This is a genomic window from Bacteroides sp. L10-4 (assembly GCF_013373675.1).
GTDB classification, from domain to species: domain Bacteria; phylum Bacteroidota; class Bacteroidia; order Bacteroidales; family Bacteroidaceae; genus Bacteroides; species Bacteroides muris.
Window position 1 is genome coordinate 59,127 of record NZ_JABXJH010000007.1, and the last position, 24,389, is coordinate 83,515.

General features: G+C 46.6%; 19 protein-coding genes. 10 read left to right on the forward strand and 9 right to left on the reverse strand.

The genetic code is table 11. From position 1 onward, the window contains the following. Window positions 1-167 precede the first annotated feature (167 nt). Both HU824_RS03960 and HU824_RS03965 read left to right on the forward strand, forming a co-directional pair. Entirely contained in the window at window positions 168-2,378 is a 2,211-nt protein-coding gene (locus tag HU824_RS03960; protein ID WP_176468162.1) for a putative porin, read from the forward strand. Window positions 2,379-2,389: 11 nt separating this feature from the next. Next, window positions 2,390-3,220: a transporter substrate-binding domain-containing protein gene (locus HU824_RS03965; protein ID WP_176468163.1), complete on the forward strand. Its 831-nt coding sequence runs from the start codon at window positions 2,390-2,392 to the stop codon at window positions 3,218-3,220. 271 nt (window positions 3,221-3,491) lie between these two features. Here the strand turns inward: HU824_RS03965 and HU824_RS03970 are convergent, their stop codons facing one another. After that, window positions 3,492-5,417, reverse strand: a complete 1,926-nt coding sequence (locus tag HU824_RS03970) for an NAD(+) synthase (RefSeq protein WP_136009280.1) — start codon at window positions 5,415-5,417, stop codon at window positions 3,492-3,494. A gap of 304 nt (window positions 5,418-5,721) precedes the next feature. Between HU824_RS03970 and HU824_RS03975 the strand changes: the two genes are divergently transcribed. The 6 genes from HU824_RS03975 to HU824_RS04000 all read left to right on the forward strand — a co-directional run bounded on the left by HU824_RS03975 (window position 5,722) and on the right by HU824_RS04000 (window position 9,443). Further along, complete coding sequence (locus HU824_RS03975; protein ID WP_176468164.1) at window positions 5,722-6,156, forward strand: Fur family transcriptional regulator; 435 nt, start codon at window positions 5,722-5,724, stop codon at window positions 6,154-6,156. Window positions 6,157-6,182: 26 nt separating this feature from the next. After that, entirely contained in the window at window positions 6,183-6,740 is a 558-nt protein-coding gene (locus HU824_RS03980; RefSeq protein WP_009123967.1) for an NADH peroxidase, read from the forward strand. Between the two features lie 310 nt (window positions 6,741-7,050). Beyond that, the gene (locus tag HU824_RS03985; protein ID WP_176468165.1) at window positions 7,051-7,575 is read left to right on the forward strand and encodes an RNA polymerase sigma factor; all 525 of its coding nucleotides are present in this window, start codon (window positions 7,051-7,053) and stop codon (window positions 7,573-7,575) included. Then, entirely contained in the window at window positions 7,572-8,033 is a 462-nt protein-coding gene (locus tag HU824_RS03990; protein WP_176468166.1) for a hypothetical protein, read from the forward strand. The genes HU824_RS03985 and HU824_RS03990 overlap by 4 nt, the downstream gene beginning before the upstream one ends. Window positions 8,034-8,046: 13 nt before the next feature. Further along, entirely contained in the window at window positions 8,047-8,517 is a 471-nt protein-coding gene (locus HU824_RS03995; RefSeq protein ID WP_136009284.1) for a DUF6108 family protein, read from the forward strand. A gap of 20 nt (window positions 8,518-8,537) precedes the next feature. Then, window positions 8,538-9,443 (forward strand): outer membrane beta-barrel protein, encoded by a 906-nt coding sequence (locus HU824_RS04000; RefSeq protein WP_176468167.1) that lies wholly within the window; start codon window positions 8,538-8,540, stop codon window positions 9,441-9,443. 111 nt (window positions 9,444-9,554) lie between these two features. Here HU824_RS04000 and HU824_RS04005 read toward each other — a convergent pair whose 3' ends face one another. Next, window positions 9,555-11,243, reverse strand: coding sequence for an OmpP1/FadL family transporter (locus HU824_RS04005; protein ID WP_176468168.1), 1,689 nt, complete (start codon window positions 11,241-11,243; stop codon window positions 9,555-9,557). A gap of 33 nt (window positions 11,244-11,276) precedes the next feature. After that, window positions 11,277-12,683 carry a hypothetical protein gene (locus tag HU824_RS04010; protein ID WP_136009287.1) on the reverse strand — a complete coding sequence of 469 codons (1,407 nt, stop codon included), beginning with the start codon at window positions 12,681-12,683 and terminating at the stop codon, window positions 11,277-11,279. A gap of 281 nt (window positions 12,684-12,964) precedes the next feature. On the opposite strand from HU824_RS04010, the gene prmA reads away from it, so the two are divergent. After that, a complete protein-coding gene (gene prmA, locus HU824_RS04015) occupies window positions 12,965-13,810 on the forward strand; it encodes a 50S ribosomal protein L11 methyltransferase (RefSeq protein WP_176468169.1) in 846 nt (281 codons plus the stop codon). A 33-nt stretch (window positions 13,811-13,843) separates the two neighbouring features. On the opposite strand, the gene HU824_RS04020 is transcribed toward prmA, so the two are convergent. The 4 genes from HU824_RS04020 to HU824_RS04035 all read right to left on the reverse strand — a co-directional run bounded on the left by HU824_RS04020 (window position 13,844) and on the right by HU824_RS04035 (window position 19,179). Further along, on the reverse strand, window positions 13,844-15,127 hold the full coding sequence (locus HU824_RS04020) for an ABC transporter permease (protein ID WP_176468170.1): 1,284 nt from the start codon (window positions 15,125-15,127) through the stop codon (window positions 13,844-13,846). Window positions 15,128-15,134: 7 nt separating this feature from the next. Continuing rightward, window positions 15,135-16,397 carry an ABC transporter permease gene (locus HU824_RS04025; RefSeq protein ID WP_255260460.1) on the reverse strand — a complete coding sequence of 421 codons (1,263 nt, stop codon included), beginning with the start codon at window positions 16,395-16,397 and terminating at the stop codon, window positions 15,135-15,137. 202 nt (window positions 16,398-16,599) lie between these two features. Next, complete coding sequence (locus tag HU824_RS04030) at window positions 16,600-17,463, reverse strand: glycoside hydrolase family 25 protein (protein WP_176468172.1); 864 nt, start codon at window positions 17,461-17,463, stop codon at window positions 16,600-16,602. A 69-nt stretch (window positions 17,464-17,532) separates the two neighbouring features. Next, a complete protein-coding gene (locus HU824_RS04035) occupies window positions 17,533-19,179 on the reverse strand; it encodes a diphosphate--fructose-6-phosphate 1-phosphotransferase (protein WP_136009291.1) in 1,647 nt (548 codons plus the stop codon). A 308-nt stretch (window positions 19,180-19,487) separates the two neighbouring features. Between HU824_RS04035 and HU824_RS04040 the strand changes: the two genes are divergently transcribed. Next, window positions 19,488-19,793, forward strand: coding sequence for an RNA-binding protein (locus HU824_RS04040; protein ID WP_136009292.1), 306 nt, complete (start codon window positions 19,488-19,490; stop codon window positions 19,791-19,793). Between the two features lie 85 nt (window positions 19,794-19,878). Here HU824_RS04040 and HU824_RS04045 read toward each other — a convergent pair whose 3' ends face one another. After that, complete coding sequence (locus HU824_RS04045) at window positions 19,879-21,255, reverse strand: efflux transporter outer membrane subunit (protein WP_136009293.1); 1,377 nt, start codon at window positions 21,253-21,255, stop codon at window positions 19,879-19,881. 21 nt (window positions 21,256-21,276) lie between these two features. Beyond that, window positions 21,277-24,387, reverse strand: coding sequence for an efflux RND transporter permease subunit (locus HU824_RS04050; RefSeq protein ID WP_136009294.1), 3,111 nt, complete (start codon window positions 24,385-24,387; stop codon window positions 21,277-21,279). Window positions 24,388-24,389: the final 2 nt, after the last annotated feature.

Sequence of the window (24,389 nt, forward strand, 5' to 3'; positions counted from 1 at the left end):
TGATTTATTGCAAGGGCTTATTTTATTTCAAGCCGGAAAAAGATGGATTCAAGGGCGGAGAACCGGAAGCAGTATAGGACAAAACAGAAAACAAGACAGTTTAAAAGAAGCAAAAAAGACTGAATTCAGTAAGCAAACAATTTTTTATTGTATCTTTGCGCCTAATTATGAGACGAATTGTACTGACATATATATTTCTGTCCGTTATAGGGATATGGGGGGCTATGGCTCAAAACACCTTAAACCCGACGAACAGTCGCGACCGGTTCGGTAACCAAATTGACCCGAACACCCAGCCGGACAATCTGGAAGACAGTACCAATACTGAGATTCAAAGTCTTCCGCCCAAGCTTTACATGTGGAAACTAAGTGAGACACTGGGTAACCGTACCATCATGCCTGCCGACACGGCCAGCCTCAACTTCCAGAACACCAATCTGGTGGAAGGAATGTTCGGCCACTACAATTATTTGGGGAATTTAGGTTCACCACGCCTCTCACGTCTGTTCTTCGAACGGGAAGAAAGCGAGCCGACCATCTTCATGGCTCCCTTCTCCAGTTTTTTCACACGTCCCGACCAGGTGCTTTTCACCAACAGCAACGTGCCTTACACCAATCTTACCTACTATAAGGCCGGCAACAAAGTGAACGGTGAAGAACGCTTCAAGTCCTACTTCTCCGTCAACGTCAACAAGCAGTTGGCATTTGGCTTTAACATCGACTATCTGTATGGGCGCGGTTATTACCAGAACCAGTCCACCTCACACTTCAATGCAGGTCTGTTCGGTAGCTATATCGGCGAGAAATACCAAGTACAAGCAGTCTACAACAATTTTTTCCTGAAGATGAACGAGAACGGCGGTATTGCAGACGACCAATACATCACCCGTCCCGAAAACATGTCCGGAGGAAAGAAAGAGTACGAATCCACCACTATACCGGTCAAATTGGAGCAGACTTCCAACCGCAACAAGGATTTTTATATCTATCTGACACAGCGCTATCGTCTTGGTTTTACGCGGAGAGTACGGAGCACACAAAAAGGCAAATCGTCGGTATCTGTACCCAAAGCTTCATCCTCTCCCTCTTCCGAAACCGAAATATCCGCTTCGAACAATGACATGGCATTGCCAAACGACAGCATAGTATCAACATCGGTCAGCACACTTGCAGCAGCCAATGACAGCTTGCCGCCTGTTTCTACCGCAGACAACGACTCACTTTTCGAAGAAGAGTTCGTCCCCGTCACCAGCTTTATCCATACCCTGAAAGTAGAACGGTCGCGACACCAATTCCGTTCGGGAAGCGAGCCCGAAGGATTCTTTCCGGAAGACTACAAGCTTTACAAGAATTACAGTAACGACTCTACCACGGCATTCAGTGTAAAGAACGTGTTCGGAATAGCCTTGCTGGAGGGTTTCAACAAATATGCCAAAGCCGGACTTACGGCTTATGTCTCCCACAAGTTCAGCCGGTACGACCTGATGAACACGGACACGCTTACCGACATGCGCCGCATCCGCTATACCGAGCAGGAAATCTTCCTGGGCGGCGAACTCGCCAAGCGCGAAGGCAAACTGCTGCACTACAACGTAAACGGCGAAGTGGGGTTGGTAGACAAAGCCATCGGACAGTTCCGCGTCAACGCCAATCTGGACCTGAACTTCCGTCTATGGAAAGATACGGTGAACTTCTACGCCCGCGGTTATGTGAGTAACACGCTTCCTTCCTTCTATATGCGTCATTATCACTCCAACCACTACAACTGGGACAATGACAACATGGACAAGGAATTCCGTACGCGTGTGGAAGGCGAGCTGAACATTTCCCATTGGGGAACCAATCTCCGTGCCGGTGCAGAAAATATCAAGAACTACACTTACTTCAACCAAAGCGCCCTGCCCGAACAGAACGGAGGCAACATACAAGTGCTGTCTGCCACGCTGAAACAAGACTTCCGCCTTGGTGTCTTCCATCTGGACAACGAAGTGACCTGGCAGAAGACAAGCAATGAAGCGGTACTTCCATTGCCCAAACTCTCGCTCTACCATAACTTCTACATACTGACCAAACTCGCCAAGAAGGTGCTGACCGTTCAGCTGGGTGCCGATGTCCGTTACTTCACCAAGTATAACGCACCCGCCTATGCGCCCGGTGTCCAGCAGTTCCATCTGCAGCCTACGGACGACTTGGTGGAAATAGGCGGTTACCCCATCGTAAACGTATATGCCAACCTGCACTTGAAACGGACGCGTATCTTTGCCATGATGTATCACGTCAACGCGGGTATGGGAAGCGCCAATTCCTTCCTGACACCGCACTACCCCATCAATCCGCGCTTGTTCAAGATCGGTGTCTCATGGAATTTCTATGACTAACAGACAACTGTATGATAAAAAGCAGACTGCTCAAATACGCACTTCTGGGAGTTACAGCGGCTCTCATAGCCCACTATCTCATCAAGAAAGAAGAGAAACAGAAAGGTCATCCGCGCGACTATGCCGAGATAGCTGCCGAAGGCATCATACATGTTTCGACGGAATACAACTCCATCAGTTTCTATGTGGATGATGACACCTTGTCCGGTTTCCACTACGAGCTGATAGAAGCTTTTGCACGCGACCACGGACTGCAGGCTGCCATATCACCGGAAATGAGCTTCAACAAGCGGCTGGAAGGTCTGGCCGACGGGCAATATGACGTGATTGCCTACGGCATCCTTGCCACCAGCGAGCTGAAAGACTCCTTGCTGCTTACCATCCCCATCGTACTGAACAAGCAAGTGCTGGTGCAGCGCAAGCTCGAGAATGTTCCCGACTCATCACTGTTCATCAAAAACCAACTGGACTTGGCGGGCAAGACGCTACACGTAGTGAAAGGCTCCCCTTCCATACTACGTATCCGCAACCTGGGAAATGAGATAGGCGACACCATCTACGTTGAGGAGATAGAGAAGTACGGTTCCGAACAACTGATTGCATTGGTAGCCCACGGAGACATTGACTATGCCGTATGCGACGAAAGCATTGCCCGTACCGCAGCCGACAGTATTCCTCAAATAGACATCAATACCGCCGTCAGCTTCACGCAATTCTATTCCTGGGGAGTGAGCAAACAGTCACCTATCCTGCTGGACAGCCTCAATACATGGCTGGATAGTTTCAAAAAGGGAAAGGAATACAAGAAAATCTACAAACGATACTACGGGAAACGAAACTAAGCTGCACTTTTCCATACACGCAGCATATCCCTACTTTTACAACCAGCTATTAATCAATAGATTATTACTGCAAAATCCTGCATACATTTTGCAGCGCCACTGCAACGGCTTTGCATTCTTGCTGCACATCGATATGCAGTACGACTGCAACAGTTATGCAGTGATACTGCAACACGTTTGCAGTGGCACTGCAAACCACATGCAGCAAGAATGCAAACAAGATGCAGTCATCAAATACCCATAGATATTACGGCACGCCCGAAGTAAAGAATCAAAGTCCTTCCACCTCCCTTAGCCACATCTCCGATGAGGCATCGCTCGGCATCCTCCAATCACCGCGCGGACTGAGGGAGATACTCCCGACCTTCGGACCATCCGGCAAGCAGGAACGCTTGAACTGCTGGTTGAAGAAACGGCGGCAGAAGATTTGCAACCATTTCTTGATGGTTTCTTCATCATACATCCCTTTGAATGTGCGTGCTGCCAAGAAGAAAATCTTGGAAGGACGGAAACCGCAGCGCAGGAAGTAATAAAGAAAGAAGTCGTGAAGCTCATACGGACCCACCAAGTCCTCAGTAATCTGCCGGATATTTCCGTTCTTATCTGCGGGAATCAGTTCCGGACTAATGGGAGTATCCACAATGTCGAGCAACGTAACGCGTGAAGCATCATCCATGTCATGCTCTGCCACCCATTTCACCAAGTGCTTCACCAGAGTCTTGGGGACGCTGGCATTCACACCATACATCGACATGTGGTCGCCATTGTAGGTGGCCCATCCTAAGGCAAGTTCCGAAAGGTCACCCGTACCGATAACCATTCCCCAAGTCTGGTTGGCAATATCCATCAAGATTTGGGTACGCTCCCGTGCCTGCGCGTTCTCGTAGACCACGTCGTGCACATGGACATCATGGTCTATATCCTTGAAATGCTGTATGCAAGCCTCCTTGATACTGACTTCGCGGACGGTCACACCGAGGGAGTTCATTAAGTCCATCGCATTAGTATATGTACGGTCGGTCGTCCCGAATCCCGGCATGGTGACCCCGACAATGCCCTGGCGAGACCATCCCAACTTATCGAAAGTCTTCACACAGACCAATAGCGCCAACGTAGAATCCAGTCCGCCCGAAATGCCGATAACGGCACTCTTCGCTTTAGTATGCACCAGACGTTGCGCCAGTCCGGACACCTGAATGGAAAATACTTCCTCGCAGCGTTCGTCCAGCATTATCCCCTGCGGAACAAACGGATGCGGCTCAAAAGTACGTGTCAGGTTCAAATCCCTGCTGTCGACATACTCCGTAGAGATTCGTACCGGGAGGTCTGAGACACAATTTGCATGGCAAGCCGAGAAGGTCGTATTCACCCGTCGCTCCGTACGCAAGTGTTCCACATCAATTTCGCTGATGACCACCTGCCCCTCGAAGGAGAAGCGTTCGTTTGCCGCCAGCAGAGTCCCGTTCTCATAAATCAGCCCGCTGCCGGCAAACACCACATCCGTAGTGGATTCTCCGAAACCGCACGAGCTGAATACATACCCGGCAATGCAACGTGCCGACTGCTGGCTGATGAGCGAGCGCAGATAATTGTGCTTGCCGATACCTTCATTGTCGGCCGAAAGATTGAACAAGACTTCCGCACCTTGCAGCGCCAGCGTAGAGCTGGGCGGTATGGGCGCCCACAAATCCTCGCATATCTCCACCCCGAAAGTGGTATCAGCCGTTTCGAACAGCAGGTTTCTCCCCATCGGAATAATCTGTCCGCAAAGGCGCACACTGTTTTCCGATACATCACAAGCCGAAGTAAACCAGCGTTTCTCATAAAACTCCTTATAGTTAGGAAGATAAGTCTTGGGGACAACGCCCAGTACCTTTCCCTTCTGAATGATAACCGCCGCATTCAGCAACACACCGTTCAGTGCAACGGGCATGCCCAATATCGAAATAATATCCAGCTGGCGCGTATTGTTCAGAATCTGTATCAACCCCATTTCCGCCTCTTCGAGCAAAAGCTGCTGGGCAAAGAGGTCACCACAAGTATATCCGGTAATGCACAACTCCGGAAAAGCAATGATTTGCACACCTTTCCCGTCAGCTATAATAATCTCTTTTTCAATCTCTGAGGCATTGAACTTACAGTCAGCCACCTTGACACGGGGCACAGCCGCCGCTACTTTTACATATCCGTAATTCATAAGGATGTCATATTATTTATTCGATTTGCACTATCTTCGTTTTCGTGGCAAAGATAGTGCAAAATTCTGATTAAGAGAGATAAGAGATAAAACGTTTTCTCTTACCGGACACGGCTCTTTCATTTAAGGGAGTTAAAGGGAGTTAAATGAAAGAGCTGTGGCTTACCGGCACGAGGAACATATCAGCATTTTTAATGGTTGCTGCTAAAAATATTCCGGAAATCTTTTGGAGAATTATAGGAACTTCTTATCTTTGCAAAAAAATTAAAAATGTAATTATTACAAGTTTGAATAATAAGATGACATGGATGTAATAAAACGATTGCAAAATCATCACATTAAGCCTTCAGTGCAGCGCATAGCCATTATGAACTATCTGATGGAGCATCGTACGCATCCCACGGTGGATGAAATATATACGGCATTGTCTCCCTCTATACCGACATTGTCCAAGACAACGGTATACAATACCCTGAAGTTGCTTAGTGAGCAAGGCGCGGCACAAACTCTGACCATTGACGAGCGTAACACATGTTACGATGCCGATACCAGTCCGCACGGTCACTTTTTATGTAAACGTTGCGGAAAAATTTATGACTTGATGTGCAATAACAACACCAAGAAAGTAATAGACATGGATATGGACGGACACGACGTGCAGGAAATCCACTATTACTACAAAGGCATCTGCAAGCATTGTATGGAAGAAGAACGTTTAAGAATAACGAAGAATAATTAATTCAACTAATTAAAATCTGAGAGAAAATGAAAAAATTTAGATGCACAGTATGCGGTTACGTATACGAAGGAGATGCAGCTCCCGAAAAATGCCCTTTGTGTAAAGCTCCCGCAAGCAAGTTTGTAGAAGTTGAAGAAGCAACAGCCGGCGGTCCGTTGGTATTTGCCGACGAACACGTTATCGGTGTAGCCAAAGGTTGCGACGATGAAATGATTAAGGACTTGAACAACCACTTCATGGGTGAATGCACAGAAGTAGGCATGTACCTGGCAATGAGCCGCCAGGCAGACCGTGAAGGCTATCCCGAAGTGGCAGAGGCTTTCAAGCGTTACGCCTGGGAAGAAGCAGAACATGCTTCCAAGTTTGCCGAACTGCTGGGCGACTGTGTATGGGATACCAAGACAAACCTCGAGAAGCGAATGAACGCAGAATCAGGTGCATGCGAAGACAAGAAGCGCATCGCTACCCGCGCCAAAGCTTTGAACCTCGACGCTATCCATGATACCGTTCACGAAATGGCTAAGGACGAAGCTCGTCACGGTAAAGGTTTCGAAGGCCTGTACAACCGCTATTTCAAGAAATAATCCTTATTTCTGAATATATTGAAGTGCCCTTCCGTTTCCGGAAGGGCACTTTTTTTATACGCCAACGTCACACTGCCACACAGACAGCAGACCTTAAGCCATCTCACCTACCTTGCAAGGACATCTCATCCTACCGGAAAAACTGGCTGAAGCAGGGAACAAGATTTATCTTCACACTGAAGATAAAGTTTAAAGTAGGCATCAGACCTCTTTCTCTATAGGAAGAGACTACCTCATTTGCAGGTCAGATGTTTCTTTTTCCCTATCTTTGATGTCACGTTTATCAATCCCATTCGTCTTATCTACAGAAATGGAACTCAAAGAATTCAAAATAACCGTTCTTCCACTCCGTGCCAAGCTGTTGAGCTATGCACGGAAGTTGACCGACGCCCCGGAGGATGCAGAAGATGCCGTTCAGGAGGTACTGCTCAAGCTATGGAACAAAAGGCTTGAACTGAATCAGTACCGGAGCATCGAGGCATTTGCCATGACGTTGACGCACAACACCTGCATAGATATGTGGCGCTGCAAACGTAATGACAATCAGTCTCTCGACATTGTGCAGGCAGCATCCCCTGCCGGAACACCTGAACAGCTGTTGGAAATCAAAGATGAAATCTGCCTGATGCACGAAATCATCAACTCGCTGCCCCATCTTCAACGCACCATCATGCGGATGAAGGACATCGAAGGATACGAGACGGATGAAATCGCTGAAATCACGGGCTGCGGACCGGAAGCCATCCGCAGCAACCTGTCGAGAGCCCGGAAAAAAGTGAGAGACATTTACCTGCAAACCATACAAGGAAAAAGAGAAAGGAGAAAGGAAGCATGAAGATAGATGAACTGCTGGATAAATATTTTGAAGGAGAAACCTCCTGCGAAGAAGAACGCCGGTTGCGCCGTTTCTTTACAGAAGAAGAAAAGGTGCCGGAACATCTGCAGGTTTACCGCCCCCTATTCGTCTATCTGGATAAGGAAGCCGTTTCAGTGACCAGGAAGGAAGCCGTTTCAACAATCACACCGAAGGAAAAACAACAGGAACAGCCTTCCGGAAAGCCCTCCCGCTTTTACCGCATGTGCTATGCCATAAGCGGCGTTGCCGCCGGATTGCTCCTGCTTCTCGGGGTAGCCAAGACTATATTTCCGCTTTCCGGTGTTCTTGAAAATTATGTCGTCATCGACGGAAAACGGTACACGGACGAGAAGCTGGTGGAAGCCAAAGCGCTGGAAGCCCTGCAACATGCCGGCTTCACGGAGGAAGACTTAAACAACTTACTGTTTCAACACTAATATAAACAAGCTTATGAAAACATCTATACAGATTTGCCTGCGCAGGCTGTGCCTCTTGTCCCTGCTGATTTGCCTGCCGGCCTTTGCACATGCGCAAGAGGGACTGCAAATAGCCGACCTGTTCAACAAGTACGGCGAACAAAAGGGCGTGACCAGGGTAGAGCTGAACGGCAGCATCCTGAAATCTTACCGAATGACTACCTACAAGAGCCTTGTATTCAAGGATGTATTCCCCTATTGCCGGGAAATCCAGCAGGCCATTGCCCACGACAAGCAGGACAACGCAAAGAAGGCGCAAGAGGTAATGGAAAGCGGCATTCTGCGTAGCGCCTATTACCAACTGAAAGAGGTGGAACGCAACGGGAAGAAGCTGAACCGCTACCTCATTTTCAAGATAGGAAAAGGCTCCATGGGTACCTTGATTTACATAGAGGGCCTGCTCAGTGAAAAGGAAATGATGAATATGCTTTACAAATCGGAATAACTCTAAAAACAATATACGATATGAAAACCAGAATTATGATTTTGGCCTGCCTGCTTGCTGTGCCGGCCGGCCGCATGGCAGCACAACAACAGACTGACCCTGAACAGAAAGCTACAGTACAGACACAAGGCGACTCCATCATCATCCGGAAAGGAAAAGGAGACATGCGCATCAAGGTGTACGAAGAACAGCTGGAAGACGGCGAAAAAAAAGAAGTGCAAATTTATGAAGGAGTCTATCTTGAGAAAGTGGATGCAGACAAGCGCACTTTCCTCGACGCCCTGCCATTCATCCCCAAAAAGAGAAGATACAATGCTTACGAACCGCACTGTTCCGGTCTGTATATTGGCTACAGCCGGCTGGCTAACGACTTCCTTTCCTTCGGAGCAAGCGACAAGATGGTACTCGACTTATCCAAGTCATGGGAATTCGGCTTCAACATCCTCTCCGTATATCACAACTTCAAGAAGAACCCGCATTGGGGAATCAATCTGGGAGTCAGCTGGGGATACCGTTCTTTCAATATCGACGGTAACTATGCCTTGCTGAAGGAAAACGGAACCAGCATCTTCACCGCAGGCAACGAAGAGACCAGCTACAATAAAAGCCGTCTGCGCCATTTCTTCTTCCGCGTACCCGTATTGATGGAATGGCAGCAAAGAGTGGGAAGACGCAAAGTGTTCTTCAATGCCGGTCCCGAATTTGAGATACGCCACGGTATGAAGTCATTCTCACACATCAACGGAGGCAAGAAGAAAACCGTAGGCAAAGGCATGTATGTGCAGCCCGTCGGCATAAACCTGCTGGCACAAGCCGGTTATGGTAATATCGGCATTTACCTGCGCTACTCCACATACGGATTATTCCAGAAAGACAAGGGACCGGAAGTATCTCCCTATTCATTTGGCGTGGCATGGTATCTGTAATCCCTCCCTTATAACACAAGACTCCCCGAAATGTATTTGTACATTCCGGGGAGTTCTTTTATACCCTAAGGTATTGACAATGAAAGGTTATATGCAATGAAAATTGTTCTTTTAGAAACGCACACCTAACGTAAGCAGTACTTGGCTGCGCGTATTGGTTACTTTGGTTGCTTGTGCCAAAGTTGTCCCATCAAATGTATCAAATGGATAGAACTTTGCATCATAAGTAGTATACTTATAAGCCAAATCGGCATAGAACATAGAACCGCGATAGCCTATACCCAATGTATAGTTACTCAATGACTCACTGTTGGCAAAATCCGTATCTGTCTGGATGGAGTTTAGCGGAAGATCCTTAAAAGCATCATCCTTGAAAATAGAAGATTGATAATTATAACCGGCGCGCAAGGCAAACTGAGGAATCACCTTATACTCTGCTCCCAAACGAATGGTACTGACACCTTTCAGCATGTCTGTAGTAGAATTCTCATAATCGAAAGAATCAGCATAACCTGCATCATCTCTGAACTGAATAGAAGAATAATCCTTATATTCATATTCAGCTCCCAATGCCAAATTATTACCTACAGTATATCCTAAACTGAGATTATAGGTCCACGGAGTACGAAGTTGAAATTTGCTTACCATGTCGCCACTAAGGATATCATAAGTATCTTCATCATAATGTCCTATCTCATTGCTCGGAGTACCCACTTCATTCTTCATATTCAAGTCATTCCATACATCAGACTCCAAACGTGCATTGGTTTTATAATCCAAGCTATAGAATATCGGTGTGTGTATCGAGAACCCTATACGTAATGGAGAATACTCAAACGGACGTACGATAGTTCCCAACTTCACATCAAAGCCTGCTCCATTGATTTTACTCCATGTCTGTAAGTTATAGCCTTCACCTCCACCATAATTTTCATCATAGATACAGTATTTGCTATAGTCCAATGCATAAGCTCCAACAGTTAATCCAAAATAGATACGGTCGTTAAAATTAAAGGCAACATTAAAGTCAAACTGATCAATTCCTCCACGTTCCTCAGAATGAAACTTAGCATCTGCTCCGGTGTACATACCTACATATTCGCCCGGAGTGCGGTACATCAATTCTTCATCCACATTTTGCACTTGCACACCATCTTTCATATAAGGTACATAGTTAGAATAATTGGGGTTTGAAGCCAACAAATTATCTAAATCTCCTTGCGAAATCAAGTCCGTAATCAAATAACCATTATATCCCATAGCAGAGAGCCAACCTATATTATTATCCCGGTAAGGATTATCAGGCCAATCTTTAATACCACCTGCATCTGATGCCTGATTAGCCATATAAATAGTTTGAGAGAAATCACCAAGATTACCTTCCATCTGCATGTTATTATAAAAAGATTTTACACGCTGGTAGTTGAACCCAAAGTTCACGTATCGCAAGGGCGTTACATTTCCCACCTTTGTGGAAAACACAAAACCTGCATTATTAAAATCTGCCCGTGTCTTATCCGAACTCATTTTATTACCCATATAGTTACTTTCAGTTCCATATGAAGAGAATCCAAAAGAAACAGCAGCATCATTACTACGATATATACCTATGCCTGCAGGATTAGTTCCCATAGTGGTGATATCTCCTCCCAATGCTCCCATAGCACCTCCCATTCCCACAAAACGAGCAGTCCCATTCAAATCTTTATTTGCAATATTAGCTGCATCATAGATAGTCTGTGCATTGACACTTACGGCTATAGACATAGCAAGTGCCATCATCATTATATTTTTTTTCATAAATCCACTTTTTAGAATTAATCAGTAAGTCCTTTATCTCCTTCTAGAACTTCCACCACTTGAACGAGAAGATCCTCCACCAGTTGAATAACTTCCACCCGAGGAACGAGAGCCACCTCCAGAAGAAAAGCTGGAAGAGGAACCACTATTACTGCCACTATTATTATAAGACCGCGTACTACTATTATTATAAGAACGGCTACTGCGATTATTATTGAAATTACTACGTGCAGGAGCAGTACTTGAGCCACGATTATAAGTTGCCGAGCTACGGGTAGTACTCCGCGAAGATGTCCCTACCGATGAACGGCCGCCTGCTGTAGAACTACTACGTCGTACTCCCTCTACAGTAGAACGACTACTACCATAGGAACTACTACGTGTACTACTTGGACGAGTATAAGTAGAACGTCTGCTCGTAGCGGCATCCGAACGCGTAGCACTGGAGCGAATAGCGCTGGAACGCGTAGCAGCAGATGACCTTGTCCCTACTACTCTGCGATTAGTGTCGGTACTTCCACGCCTGACTTGTCCCGTTGCAGCACCACTGCGACGCACTGTTTGCCCACCATTCACATAAGAAGAACGTCTGGTTGTAGTACTTCCTCCATAGGCAGAGACCCTATTTCCACGAGAACTTCCAAATGAACGTCTGTTTGTATAGGTATTTCCCCAATGACTGCCTCCTCCCCAATGGCCACCGCCGCCGGGATAATATCCGGGATGATAGTGATGGTGATGATGATGGTGTCCCCACCAGCCACCGCCGTACCAGCCGCCCCAGCCAAAGCTCCAGCTCGGACTGTGCCAGCTGTTCCATCCCCAGCCATAGTAAGGATATCCGCCCCAACCGTAAGAGTTATAGCGCCAGTCCCACCACAAGCGGTTGGTAAATGTCGGGAAAGCGTATGCATACAGACCATCGGTGTACACGTTCCAATCCCAGGAATTCAAGCCATAGACCACATCCCAATACAGTGGGCTGCTGATGCTGATGGCATAACGGGGATTGCGGAAACGGATAATACGGGTAGCATACTCGTAATCATCTTGTGAACCTTCAAACTCACCGTTCACCCATTCGCCGTCCAAGCCGTCATCTTCTTTTTCATTGATGTAAAGGGTATCGTTCTCCATCACGAAATCATTGTTGCGGGAGTCGTAACGACGGTTATATTCGTCCACGTCGCGGGTTTTCCCCTTACGGTCTTTTACTACAACGGTAGTGCTTCCCGGCGACGAATAGATAGTGGTCGGCGCATTCGACTTTACTACAATCTCTTCTACGGGAGCGGCTACTTTCTTCTCCTGCTTCACCTCTTTTTTTTTCTCTTCCTTATTCTTGGAAGGAATGTAGTAAAGGTCGTCATCTATACTTTGTGCCGCCAGTGTCCATGGAAGGCACAAGGCAAAAAGCGATAAAAAAACAATCTTTTTCATATTAGTTTGGTTTATGGATTTTACATTTATCTATTTCTTCACGTCACAAAGATAACGCCTGATTTTATCCCATGCAGCAGATTTTCCCCAAAGATTGATAGGGAATTCCCTAAATACACTATCATTCAATAAATCAAAGTCCCTAGCGGATAAAAAAAGAGCACGTTCGTTTTATTCTCCCCCCGGTTTGCATTACCTTTGCAGAAAGATAAACAAATATACGCAGAAACCGGTTTGCTTCTAAGAAGCATATTCTGTATTTAACAAACAATTATATTCCGATGAAATATTTAGAATTTACATTCCGCACCGTTCCGTGTACAGAAATAGTCAACGATGTACTTTCCGGCGTCCTGGGCGAAGCCGGCTTTGAAAGTTTTGTCGAACAGACCGACGGCATCACCGCTTACATACAGAAAGAACTTTATAGCGAAACCGTTCTTAAAGAGGCACTTGCCTACTTTCCCCTGCCCGACGCACAAATAGAATACAGTTATGTGGAAGCAGAAGATAAAGACTGGAACGAGGAATGGGAGAAGAACTTCTTCCAGCCCATCGTTATCGGAGACCGTTGTGTCATTCACAGCACTTTTCACAACGATGTCCCACAAGCAGAATATGACATCGTCATCAATCCGCAGATGGCATTCGGCACGGGACACCACGAGACCACCAGCCTCATCATCGGCGAACTGCTGGACAGTGACCTGCAAGGCAAATCACTGCTCGATATGGGGTGTGGAACTTCCATCCTCGCCATACTGGCACGTATGCGTGGAGCCTCTCCTTGTACGGCTATCGACATAGATGAATGGTGTGTACGCAACTCCCTCGAAAATATAGCATTGAATGGAGTGGATAGCATTACCGTATCCCAAGGTGACGCCTCCTCTCTGGAAAGCAAAGGTCCGTTTGATATGGTTATCGCCAACATCAACCGCAATATCCTCCTGGCGGACATGAAGTACTACATAGCCCGCATGAATCCCGGAGCGGAGTTGTTGATGAGCGGTTTCTACATAGATGACATTCCCGTCATCCGCGAAGAAGCCGAACGCAACGGACTGCACTTTGTCCACCATTGTGAAAAGAACCGATGGGCGGCGGTGAAGTTTCAAAAACCGTAATTCTTCATGCCTGTAAAAGTGTTGAAGGATTGATTACTCATCCTTCAACGCTCTCACCAGAGAAATGGTACTGATTCTGTATGCCGGAACAGATATTCCCAGACACGTTACCAGCATCATCAACAGATATACCAGCAACGAAACAATCATAAAGTGCAAACCGAAATGGCCGGGCAAATAGGAATCGGACGTAACAACCATTCTCTTTTCATAAGAATACAGATCGCCAAAAGCATACAAACCCTCAAAACACGCCCACTGGAAATAGACGAAACATCCCAGCAACACGGCAACTGTCGTCAATGCTATCCCCTCGCCAAACAGCATCAGCCGGATTTTTCCGGGCGAAGCACCATACGAAAGACGGATACCTATTTCTTCATGCCGGCCACTGGTGTTCATCCAAAACGTCCCGCTCACTGCAAGCAGCAAATTGAACAGGAAAAAGACAGCAAGGAGATATTTAGAGCGTATCTCATTGGTAACGCCTTTCTCCAAATCCGAAGCTGCCTGTATTTCGTGAAACGGCAAGAAATCCTTGAACACCAATGACCCTCCCGCCAGATTCTCATCCGACCATTGCAAAAATTGCTCTACAAAACGCTCTTCCGAGATTCCTTCCTTTGCACGAATAAAGATGCGCATCCCATTAAATCCCCACTCGGGCATCTCACCTATAATAGGTACCAACCGCACGGCACAAGGCTGCATGCCATTACGCATCTTGAAAGGCCGCATCAACGCCACCACCCGATAAGAGGGGCCGTCTCCATTACCTTCATGCACAGTCTGACCTACCATGTCGCCTCCTCCGGACAAAACTGCGGCGGCATCTTCACTCAAGATAATACCATCATCAGGCACTTCCAGATTCTCCAAGGTCTCCCATGTGCCGTCTGATGCCGAACGGAAACGCCAAGTACGGAAAAAGTCCGAACCACGGAAAAAAGGAATATAGGTAGTGGTTATCGCTACGGTATCTTTCACTATATTGTTGGCATTCATACCCGGCGAACTGGGATAAGCACCACGCAACACACAAGTAGCGGCATCAACGGAAGGTATGTTGCGCAACTTCTGCATAATCAGCCGATAGTCATCGGCCGGATTGGACACCGTATCTTCCGGATTCCGCATCAGTTGCAAGCGATACAGCCCGTCAACATCATAACCGTCAGGAATTCCACGGTTATAATTCAGCACAAAAAGCGGATCTATCACCATCCAGCTGACGATAGTAATTACAATCAGCTCTATCATAATCCACAAATTGTGGCGACGGCAGTTCCAAAGGTATCGTATGATTTGTCCAAACATAATAATATCATTTTTGTTTGTTAAGAGAATAAACAATATTTTTCTTCAAAGATAGAAAAGCCGGTATCAATGCTGAAACCAAATTCAACAACACACAGATGAGAAACGTGAACAAGAACACGTATGGATTGAAAAGCATGTCCCACGTAACGCCCTGTGTGCCATCCGGAAAGAGCTGTGTTCCTCCGTCAAGCATAGTCAGCAACCACTGTTGTGCCAAAAACAGCATACCAAAAGAAATCAATAATCCCAGTACTCCCCCCAATACGGTCAATAGCAAATTCTCCCAAATTATCTGTGCAAACAATCTGCCACGGGTTGCCCCGAATGCCTTACGCACTCCCATCTCGGGCAGACGCCACTCCATACGTGAAGCAATCATCCCCGAAAGGTTGAGCGCCGGCACCAATAACAGCAACAGCAACCAAACACCCATCTCACGAAGAATCTTCGCATAATCCAACTCTTCCATGTCATTCTGATAGAACATTGATTTCCAATACATGTAGGGCTGTCCATGCAGCACCAGCCTATAACCATCGTGTGGCTGCAGGTTGAACTTACGTACATATTCGTCCACACACTCCTTCACCCTTCCGGCATCCCCGGCAGAATGCAAAAGAATGGCCACTTGGAAAGCCCCTATTACATCCATATAACTGTCTTTCAAAGACACATCACACGTATAAGGTAACCACACATCCGCAAAACTAAGTTTCATAGCATAGCTAGGCGACTTCACTACCCCACAAATCCTATATTTCCGATAATTCATGTTCAACTCGCTTCCCACGACATCTACCCGCCCGAATATGCGCCGGGCCAGTTCTTCCGAAACTACTGCCACAGGAACTCCACTCTGAAAGTCCGCCTCCGTAAACGGCCCACCGGCTATGAACTTAAAATCGAACACTTTCCAAAACGCCACATCCGTAAACTTCCGCATGACAGACAACGGCCGTTTCATCATCTCCGATTTCACAGTGACCGGCTCAACTTTCGTGACTGCCGTCACAGCTTCCACATCCTCCAACGGATAAAAACAATTCTTGACAAACGGCAAAGAATAACACCAAGTCGTATTATTAGAAGTATCCTCTCCCTGCATATGTGCAGACAAAGCCACCATCATTCTGCTACGATGGCTTTCCGGATAAATATCTCCCACCTTTATATAATAGAGTATGGCAAGTACCATCGCCAAAGCTATGGCGAGTCCGGTGCCCAAGATGTAAAGACTACTGAACAAGGGATTTTGTTTCAGTAACATAAAAGATTGTTGCAAATACTTTCTTATCATATCACAGCTATTTGGGCAATAGAAAAACAAGTTGCATGCCAATATTGTAATATACTGACTGTGAGATTCATAACATATTAACATCCTGTCCGATAACGGACACTTGTTCAATAACGAACACTTGCATGAAATAGTCGCCACATGAAATGTGTTGTGTACAGTGGTGCCAGGATTATTCTTGCAGAGTAAGTGCCTGCAATTTTTCCAATGTCCCGTTGAATACGTTCAGGTCAACTTCCTCTTCAATACCGGGCACAGCACCCACATCGGTATGCTGCCAAAAGTGCCACTTGCCCTCATAGCGCACGGAATCCACATAATAATGGGCTATCCAATAAGGATAAGCATTGAAAATGGAATCGCTGAGATAGCGTTTCTTGAATTTATAGGAAGTATAAAGAATAGGCTTTATGCCATAATGAGACTCAATTCTGTCCAGCCAAGTCTTGACAGCCGTTTTAAGTTCCTGCGGTGACTGCTTGCCGATAGTCTCCACATCAAGTACGGGAGGCAGGTCTCCCTTTGCCAGCTGCACAGTACGGATAAAGAAATCGGCTTGCTTGTGGGCATCGGTCTTAGGGATAAAGTAGTGATAGGCACCACGGATAAAACCATACTTACGCGCCTGACCGAAGTTCTGCGTAAACGTATCATCGCCATGGTCGCCGCCCTCGGTGGCCTTCAGAAAAACAAAATGGATGGGAAATTTGGCTTCTCTGTTATGTGCCAGGAGTTCCCAATCTATCTTCCCCTGATGATGAGATATGTCTATGCCATGCACCTCATAGTTGCAGGGCATGCACACACCATATCCTTTCTGGCCGTAACAAGGCTTCCAACGATAAGCGTATGGACGAATGAAAAACCAGTAAAAGCCGGTAGAAAAAATAAGAATGATACAGACCGCCCAAAGATTGCGCAACCATACGGGCATGGTACGCGGCTGCGATTTCTTCTTACTCCGCGAAGAGGGAGAGGAAGAGCGACGGGTGGCAGCAGTTCTGCGCCGGGGATTTATGGAGGTCTTGGTTGCCATGAGTAAATCAAAAGAAAGGGCGGAATGAACCGCCCTTCCGTTTTATTATCAACTTGTTGATGCGTCAACTTATTTAGCCTGTTCCAGCTGCAAAGTCTTCGTAGCCTGGTCGCAAACCTCTGTCGGACCGAAGTACTGGATAGGACCCGGATAAACATAGTCTGTTTCCATAGCCCAACGGTCACGCTGAGCAGCGAATGCCTTGAACGGAGCACCGTCCAGTTTCACCAGAGCCTTCTGGATAACCGGCTTCATTTCGCCATGACGACGTTCCATGTTCATCATCATGGTGATGGGCACACCGCCTGCAATCCATTCTTCGGCAGGAGCAGTAGTGTTGCGTACAGAAGACATGTAACCGGTCTTTCCGTTGGCAATCAATGCTGATGCAGCATAACCCAAAGAGTAGCAGTAGTCAGCATCGAAGTTTGACGGAGCCGCGCAACGTCCTTCGTAACCGAAGAAGTGGTGCTGTGCAGCAAACTTACCTACGAACTTACCCTCTTCTTTCCACTGAGCCAGCTTGGTACCCACCATTTCAGACAGCAATTTTTCAGTTTCAATCAAAGACACCTGTACGTTTCCGTGCGGGTCGCGGTCTAGAGACAACTGACGTGCCACACCCTCGGGAAGGCTTGCGTAAATGGCAGCATTCTCCGGAGAGAGTTTACGGATGATATAGTCGCGTTGAGCCGATTTCTTGATTTGGGCAAATTCCTCTGCATTGGCAGCAAGGAAGTCGTTCAACTCAGCAATCAGACGCTTCATGGCCGGAATGAATTCAACCAATCCTTCGGGAATAAGAACCGTACCGAAGTTATTTCCCTGAGCTGCACGTTCAGCAACAACCTTGGCAATGCTGGTCACGATGTCGTCCAAAGACATATCCTTAGCTTCAACCTCTTCAGAAATGATACACATATTAGGCTGTACCTGCAATGCACATTCCAAAGCGATGTGAGAGGCAGAACGTCCCATCAACTTGATGAAGTGCCAGTATTTACGGGCAGAGTTACAGTCACGTTGAATGTTACCGATTACTTCAGAATAAGTCTTGCAAGCCGTATCGAAACCGAAAGAAGTTTCAATCATATCATTCTTCAAGTCACCGTCAATGGTCTTAGGGCAACCAATTACCTGCACGCCATAATTCTTGGCAGCATAGTATTCAGCCAGTACGCAAGCATTGGTGTTAGAGTCATCACCACCAATAATTACCAGTGCCTTGATGTTGAGTTCCTTCAGAATCTCATAACCTTTTTCAAACTGTTCTTCCTTCTCCAGCTTAGTACGACCTGATCCGATGATATCGAAACCACCAGTATTGCGGTATTCATCGACAATTTCGGCAGTCAGTTCGATGTAATTATGATCAACCAAGCCACCGGGACCCAGAATAAAGCCATACAATTTGCTGTCTTTGTTCAGCTTCTTTATACCGTCGAAGATACCGGAAATCACATTGTGACCGCCAGGAGCCTGTCCACCGGAAAGGATAACCCCCACGTTCATTGCGGGAAAGTTGGCTGCCTCATCAGTAGTCTCAAACTTAATCAAAGGCATTCCGTACGTGTTGGGGAACAATTTCTTGATTTCTTCCTGATCAGCAACAGACTGAGTAGCTGCGCCTTCTGCAGCCTTAACAGTTCCTTTCAGCGCTTTCGGAAGTTTGGGCTGATAGGCAGCCCTTGCAATTTGCAATGCACTTTTAGTCATTTCTCTTAATTATTTAAAGGTGTTAGTAAAGTTCCGTTTAAAAGCGTCGCAAATTTCGTTTTTTTTCGTAAGATATGCAAACGAGAGGCCGAAATAATGTATAAAATGACATTTATCGTCTTTTATCCTAAAATAAAAAGGGAAAGAAAGCAATTAACTGATTTATTGTGTTATCTTTGTCGCAAAGTTCGAGTTACGAGTCATTATCGCATTGTTCTTCTTTATAATACATAACTATTATCAGGCGGTCTCTTCCATAATTATTCTCCATACTCCAATTTAATAATTACAATTAATTAAAATTTCAAATGAACATTTACATTTCAGGTTTAAACTTCAGCACAACAGACGCTGACTTAAACGATTTATTTTCAGAGTACGGGGAAGTTTCTTCTGCAAGAATCATCACAGACAGAGAAACAAGAAGATCCAGAGGTTTCGGTTTTGTAGAAATGCCGGACGACGCAGCCGCCCAAAAAGCCATTGACGAGTTGAACGGTGCCGAATTTGACCGCAAACAAATTTCAGTAAACATTGCACGCCCCAGAGAAGAAAGATCTTTCAATGGCGGCAATCGCGACAGAAGAGGCGGTTACAACTCCAGAAGATATTAATATTCTTGACTATTGACAAAAGCAGGGGGTATTGCAACAACACCCCCTGCTTTTTTTATAACCGGATAAATAAAAACGCTAATCGTCATTCGGTTTGCCAGCCGCCCCCCAATGCCTTATAGACATTTACCATGGCAATAAGCTCGTCACGGATAGCATTACTCACTCCAATTTGAGCATCGAAATAACCACGCTGGGCATCGAGCACATCCATATAATTGATAACACCATTGATGTATTGCAATTGTGCCAAATCCACGTACCCTTTGGCAGAGCGTTCAAGTTTGGCACGCAGCTGGTAGACTTCCTTTATTTTATTGAAATCCACAATAGCATTCTTTGCCTCCTTAAAAGCATTCAGTACGGTCTTTTCATAGCTATGTATCTCGGCTTCAAAAGAAGCTTTCTGAGCTTTCAGGGCGGCACGATTCTTTCCCCAACCGAAAAGCGGAGCCAATATCGCACCATTCAATAAGGAATAGGGAGATTCCAAAAAATTAGACAGCACATCACTTTCCAATCCAAACTGTCCGGTCAACGCCAGACGGGGAAACATATTGGTATAAGCAATTTTCACTCTGGCATGCTCGGCCCTCAACTGCTGCTCTGCCGCACGAATATCAGGACGGCGCTCCAACAAATCGGAAGGAAGACCTACCGGTAAAGACTCCGGCACATCCAGTTCCTGTAGAAAATTTACACGCTTAATGCGGGTAGGAAATTCACCTACAAGAAAAGCGATATCATTTTCTTTCAGAGAGATACGGCGTTCTAAATCGGGCACAAGCGTAGCCGTACGGGCCAACTCCACTTGTGCCTGCTGATAAGAGGTCTCGGAGGTCAGTCCACCTTCAAAACGGATACGGGCCAAGCGAACTCCCTCTTCACGCGCCTTTTGCGTCTGGCGTACAATCTCCAGTTCGGTATCAAGGGCTACCAGCTCATAATAAGCCTGTGCAACTTCGGCAACGATAGTCATGCGCAACGCACGCTGTGCCTCCACACTTTGCAGGTATTCGGCCACGGCGGCCACTTTCTTCCATCTCAAGTTTCCCCAAAGATCCAGTTCCCAGGAAAGCAATGCCTTGGCTTCATAGGTATTGCCTACATCACGGCTATGACCGCCATAATTATCCACTTCACGCTCGGCCTCCACTTTTCCGGTGAGCTGCGGCAGAAGATTGGCAACACTGATACGCTTTTGGGCAGCCATCTCCTTGACGCGGAAAGCCGCAATCTGCATGTCCTTATTATACTCCAATGCACGGTCTATCAAGCTGCGCAGAGTACTGTCCGTATAAACAGCTTGCCATTGCTGGTCGGCAATGCTGATACTGTCCTGCTGTTGCACAAGGCTGTCCGGCAAGGACATTTCAGGACGGACATAACTCTTTCCGACCTTACAGGAAGTGAATATGGAAATACTCAGCAGCAAAAGGATATATATTTTATTTTTTTTCATAACAGTCTTTGTTTAAGTGAATCAGTCTTTCTTGATTTTATGCTGCACTTTTGCCTTTGCCTTATAAACCAGCACAAAGAAGAACGGTACAAGCACAATACCGAATACAATGGCAAATATCATTCCGAAGAAAACACCGGTACCGATAGCCTGACGGCTTGCTGAGCCCGGTCCGCTTGCCAACACCATAGGAAGCATACCCAATACAAAAGCAAGGGAAGTCATCAGAATAGGCCGGAAACGAAGTTGGGCAGCATGGATGGCCGACAAAATCAAGTCTTCCCCCTTGTCAACCTGTACCTTGGCAAACTCCACAATCAAAATGGCATTTTTTGCCGCAAGTCCCACCAGCATCACCAAGCCAATCTGGAAATAAATATCATTTTCCAACCCGCATATCACAACACCCAGATAGGCACCCAAAGCAGCAACCGGCAGTGAAAGCAACACTGCGATAGGCACCGTCCAGCTTTCGTATTGCGCAGCCAGGAAGAGAAATACAAAAAGGAATACCAACGTAAGTACAAGACCCGTCTGCCCTCCCGCCTTCTTTTCCTGATAGGAAAGACCGCTCCATTCCAGACCGATATTGTCCGGCAAGTGGTCGTGCGCAATCTGCTCCATAATCTCCATTGCCTGACCGGAGCTATAGCCTTGTGCAGCAGAACCGCGGATTACGGCAGTGGTAAACATGTTGAAACGCTTGATGCTGCCCGGTCCGGTAGTATAGGAAGCATTTCCCAAAGAGGTAAGCGGCACCATCACTCCATCCTTCGCCTTCACAAAGAACAGATTGATGTTGTCTTTATGCTCGCGATAAGGAGCCTCGGCTTGAATATATACCTTATATATACGGTTGAACATATTGAAATCATTCACATAGACAGAACCGGTATAAGCTTTCATGGTAGAAAACACATCTGCCAAAGGTACTCCCAGCATCTTCACCTTGTCTCGATCCACATCAAAATAGAGTTGCGGGATTTCGGACTGCAAGGAAGAGGAAAGCCCTGCCAACTCCTTGTACTTTCGGGCATATAACATCAACGTATCTGCCGCTTGCACCAAATCATCAAACGTTGCGTCTCCGCGTGCCTCAAGCTGCATTTCGAAACCTCCCGAAGTACCCAGACCCGGAATGACCGGCGGTGTGGAAAGATAGACTCTACATTCGGGATATTCTTTCAAATCCTTCTCCACATTCTCCATTATCTTATCAATGGAAATTCCCTTACGTTCTTCCCAGGGTTTGAGGATAACCGTCAGTTCACTGCGCGCCTGGTTACTTCCCACGCGGGGGCTGCTACCCGTGACGTTCTGCACGTATGCCACGTACGGATTCTTCTCCAGGTATTGCACGGCACGATCGGTCACTACACGGGTACGTTCCAAAGTGGCACCTTCCGGCAATTCCAATTCAATCTTAAAATAGCCTTGGTCTTCTGTCGGCAGGAAGCTGGTAGGCACCAGCCGATGGATAATGAAAATGGCAACCAGTACCAGACCAAACGCACTCATCAATCGGCGAGGATTCCTGATGACCCGGTTGATGACAGCCACATATTTGTGGTTTCCCAGATTCAACCATTCATTAATCTTACGGAAAACGATGTTCTTTTTCTTTCCACTGTCGGGCTTCAATATGAGCGAACACATAACAGGACTGAGCGTCAAAGCCACTACTGTAGAAAGCAATACGGAAACAGCAATAGTAATGGTAAACTGACGGTATAGCTGTCCGGTGATTCCGCTCAAGAAACTTACCGGCACAAATACGGCACAAAGCACCAATGAAGTAGCAATCAAAGCACTTGCCAACCCGTTCATAGCTTTTTTGGTAGCTTCATACGGACCCAGTTTCTCCGTCTCCATGAGGTGTTCCACGTTCTCTACCACCACAATGGCATCATCCACCACAATACCGATGGCGAGAATCAATCCAAGCAAAGTCAGTATGTTCAGAGAGAAACCGAAAATAAGCATGAAACCGAAGGTACCAATCAGTGAAATAGGTACCGCAACAATCGGTATCACCGTCGCACGCCAACTTTGCAAAGAAAGGAATACGACCAGTACAACCAGAATCAACGCTTCGAACAACGTCTTGTATACTTCATGAATGGATTCGGAAATATAAGTCGTCATGTCGAAGGGAATCTCATAACTCATTCCCTCAGGGAAATTCGCACTGATTTCCTCCATAGCGGCCTTTACATTCTTTGCAACTTCCATGGCATTGGCTCCGGGAAGCATATAGATGCCGAGCACAGCAGCATTCTCACCGTTGATTCCGCTCTCGGTACTATACGAAGAGGCTTCCAGCGAAACACGTGCCACATCGCGCAAGCGGATGATGGAACCATTGGCATTGGCACGGACCACGATGTCCTCAAACTGCTTTACCGAACTTAAACGTCCCTGGGTAGTGATAGGAATAGTAATGTCAAGTCCCTTCACCGGTTGTTGTCCCAAAACACCTGCAGCAGACTCACGATTCTGATCTTTCAGGGCATTCTGCAAGTCTTGCACCGTCAGGCCGAAGTTGGCAAGTTTATCAGGCAACGCCCATATCTGCATGGCATAGTAACGGCTGCCGATGTTGGAAACACGTCCCACCCCGGGGATACGGCGCAACAAATCGAGCACATTGATAGTGGCAAAGTTACTCAGATAAATTTCGTCGAACTTCGGGTCACTGGAAGTCAGACAGATGGTCATCAACTGGCTGGGAGCCTGTTTTTCCACAGAAATACCATTCTGAATCACTTCGGCCGGTAAACGACTCTCTGCCAGTTTCACACGGTTCTGTATTTCTACGGCAGCCAAATCCGGGTCGGCGGATACGTCGAAAGTGACCGTAGCCGAAAAACCTCCGGAATTAGAACTGTTGGACTCCATATACAGCATACCGGGAGTACCGTTTATCTCCTGCTCAATAGGAGTTGCCACCGCCTGCGAAACAGTCAATGCACTGGCTCCCGGATAGGAAGCACTGATTTTCACTACAGGAGGTGTTATCTGCGGATATTGGTCTACCGGCAGCATGGTCAGGCCAATGATACCGACAATTACAATCACAATCGATATCACCGCCGAGAATACCGGACGGTCTATAAAAAAACTTACTTTCATAA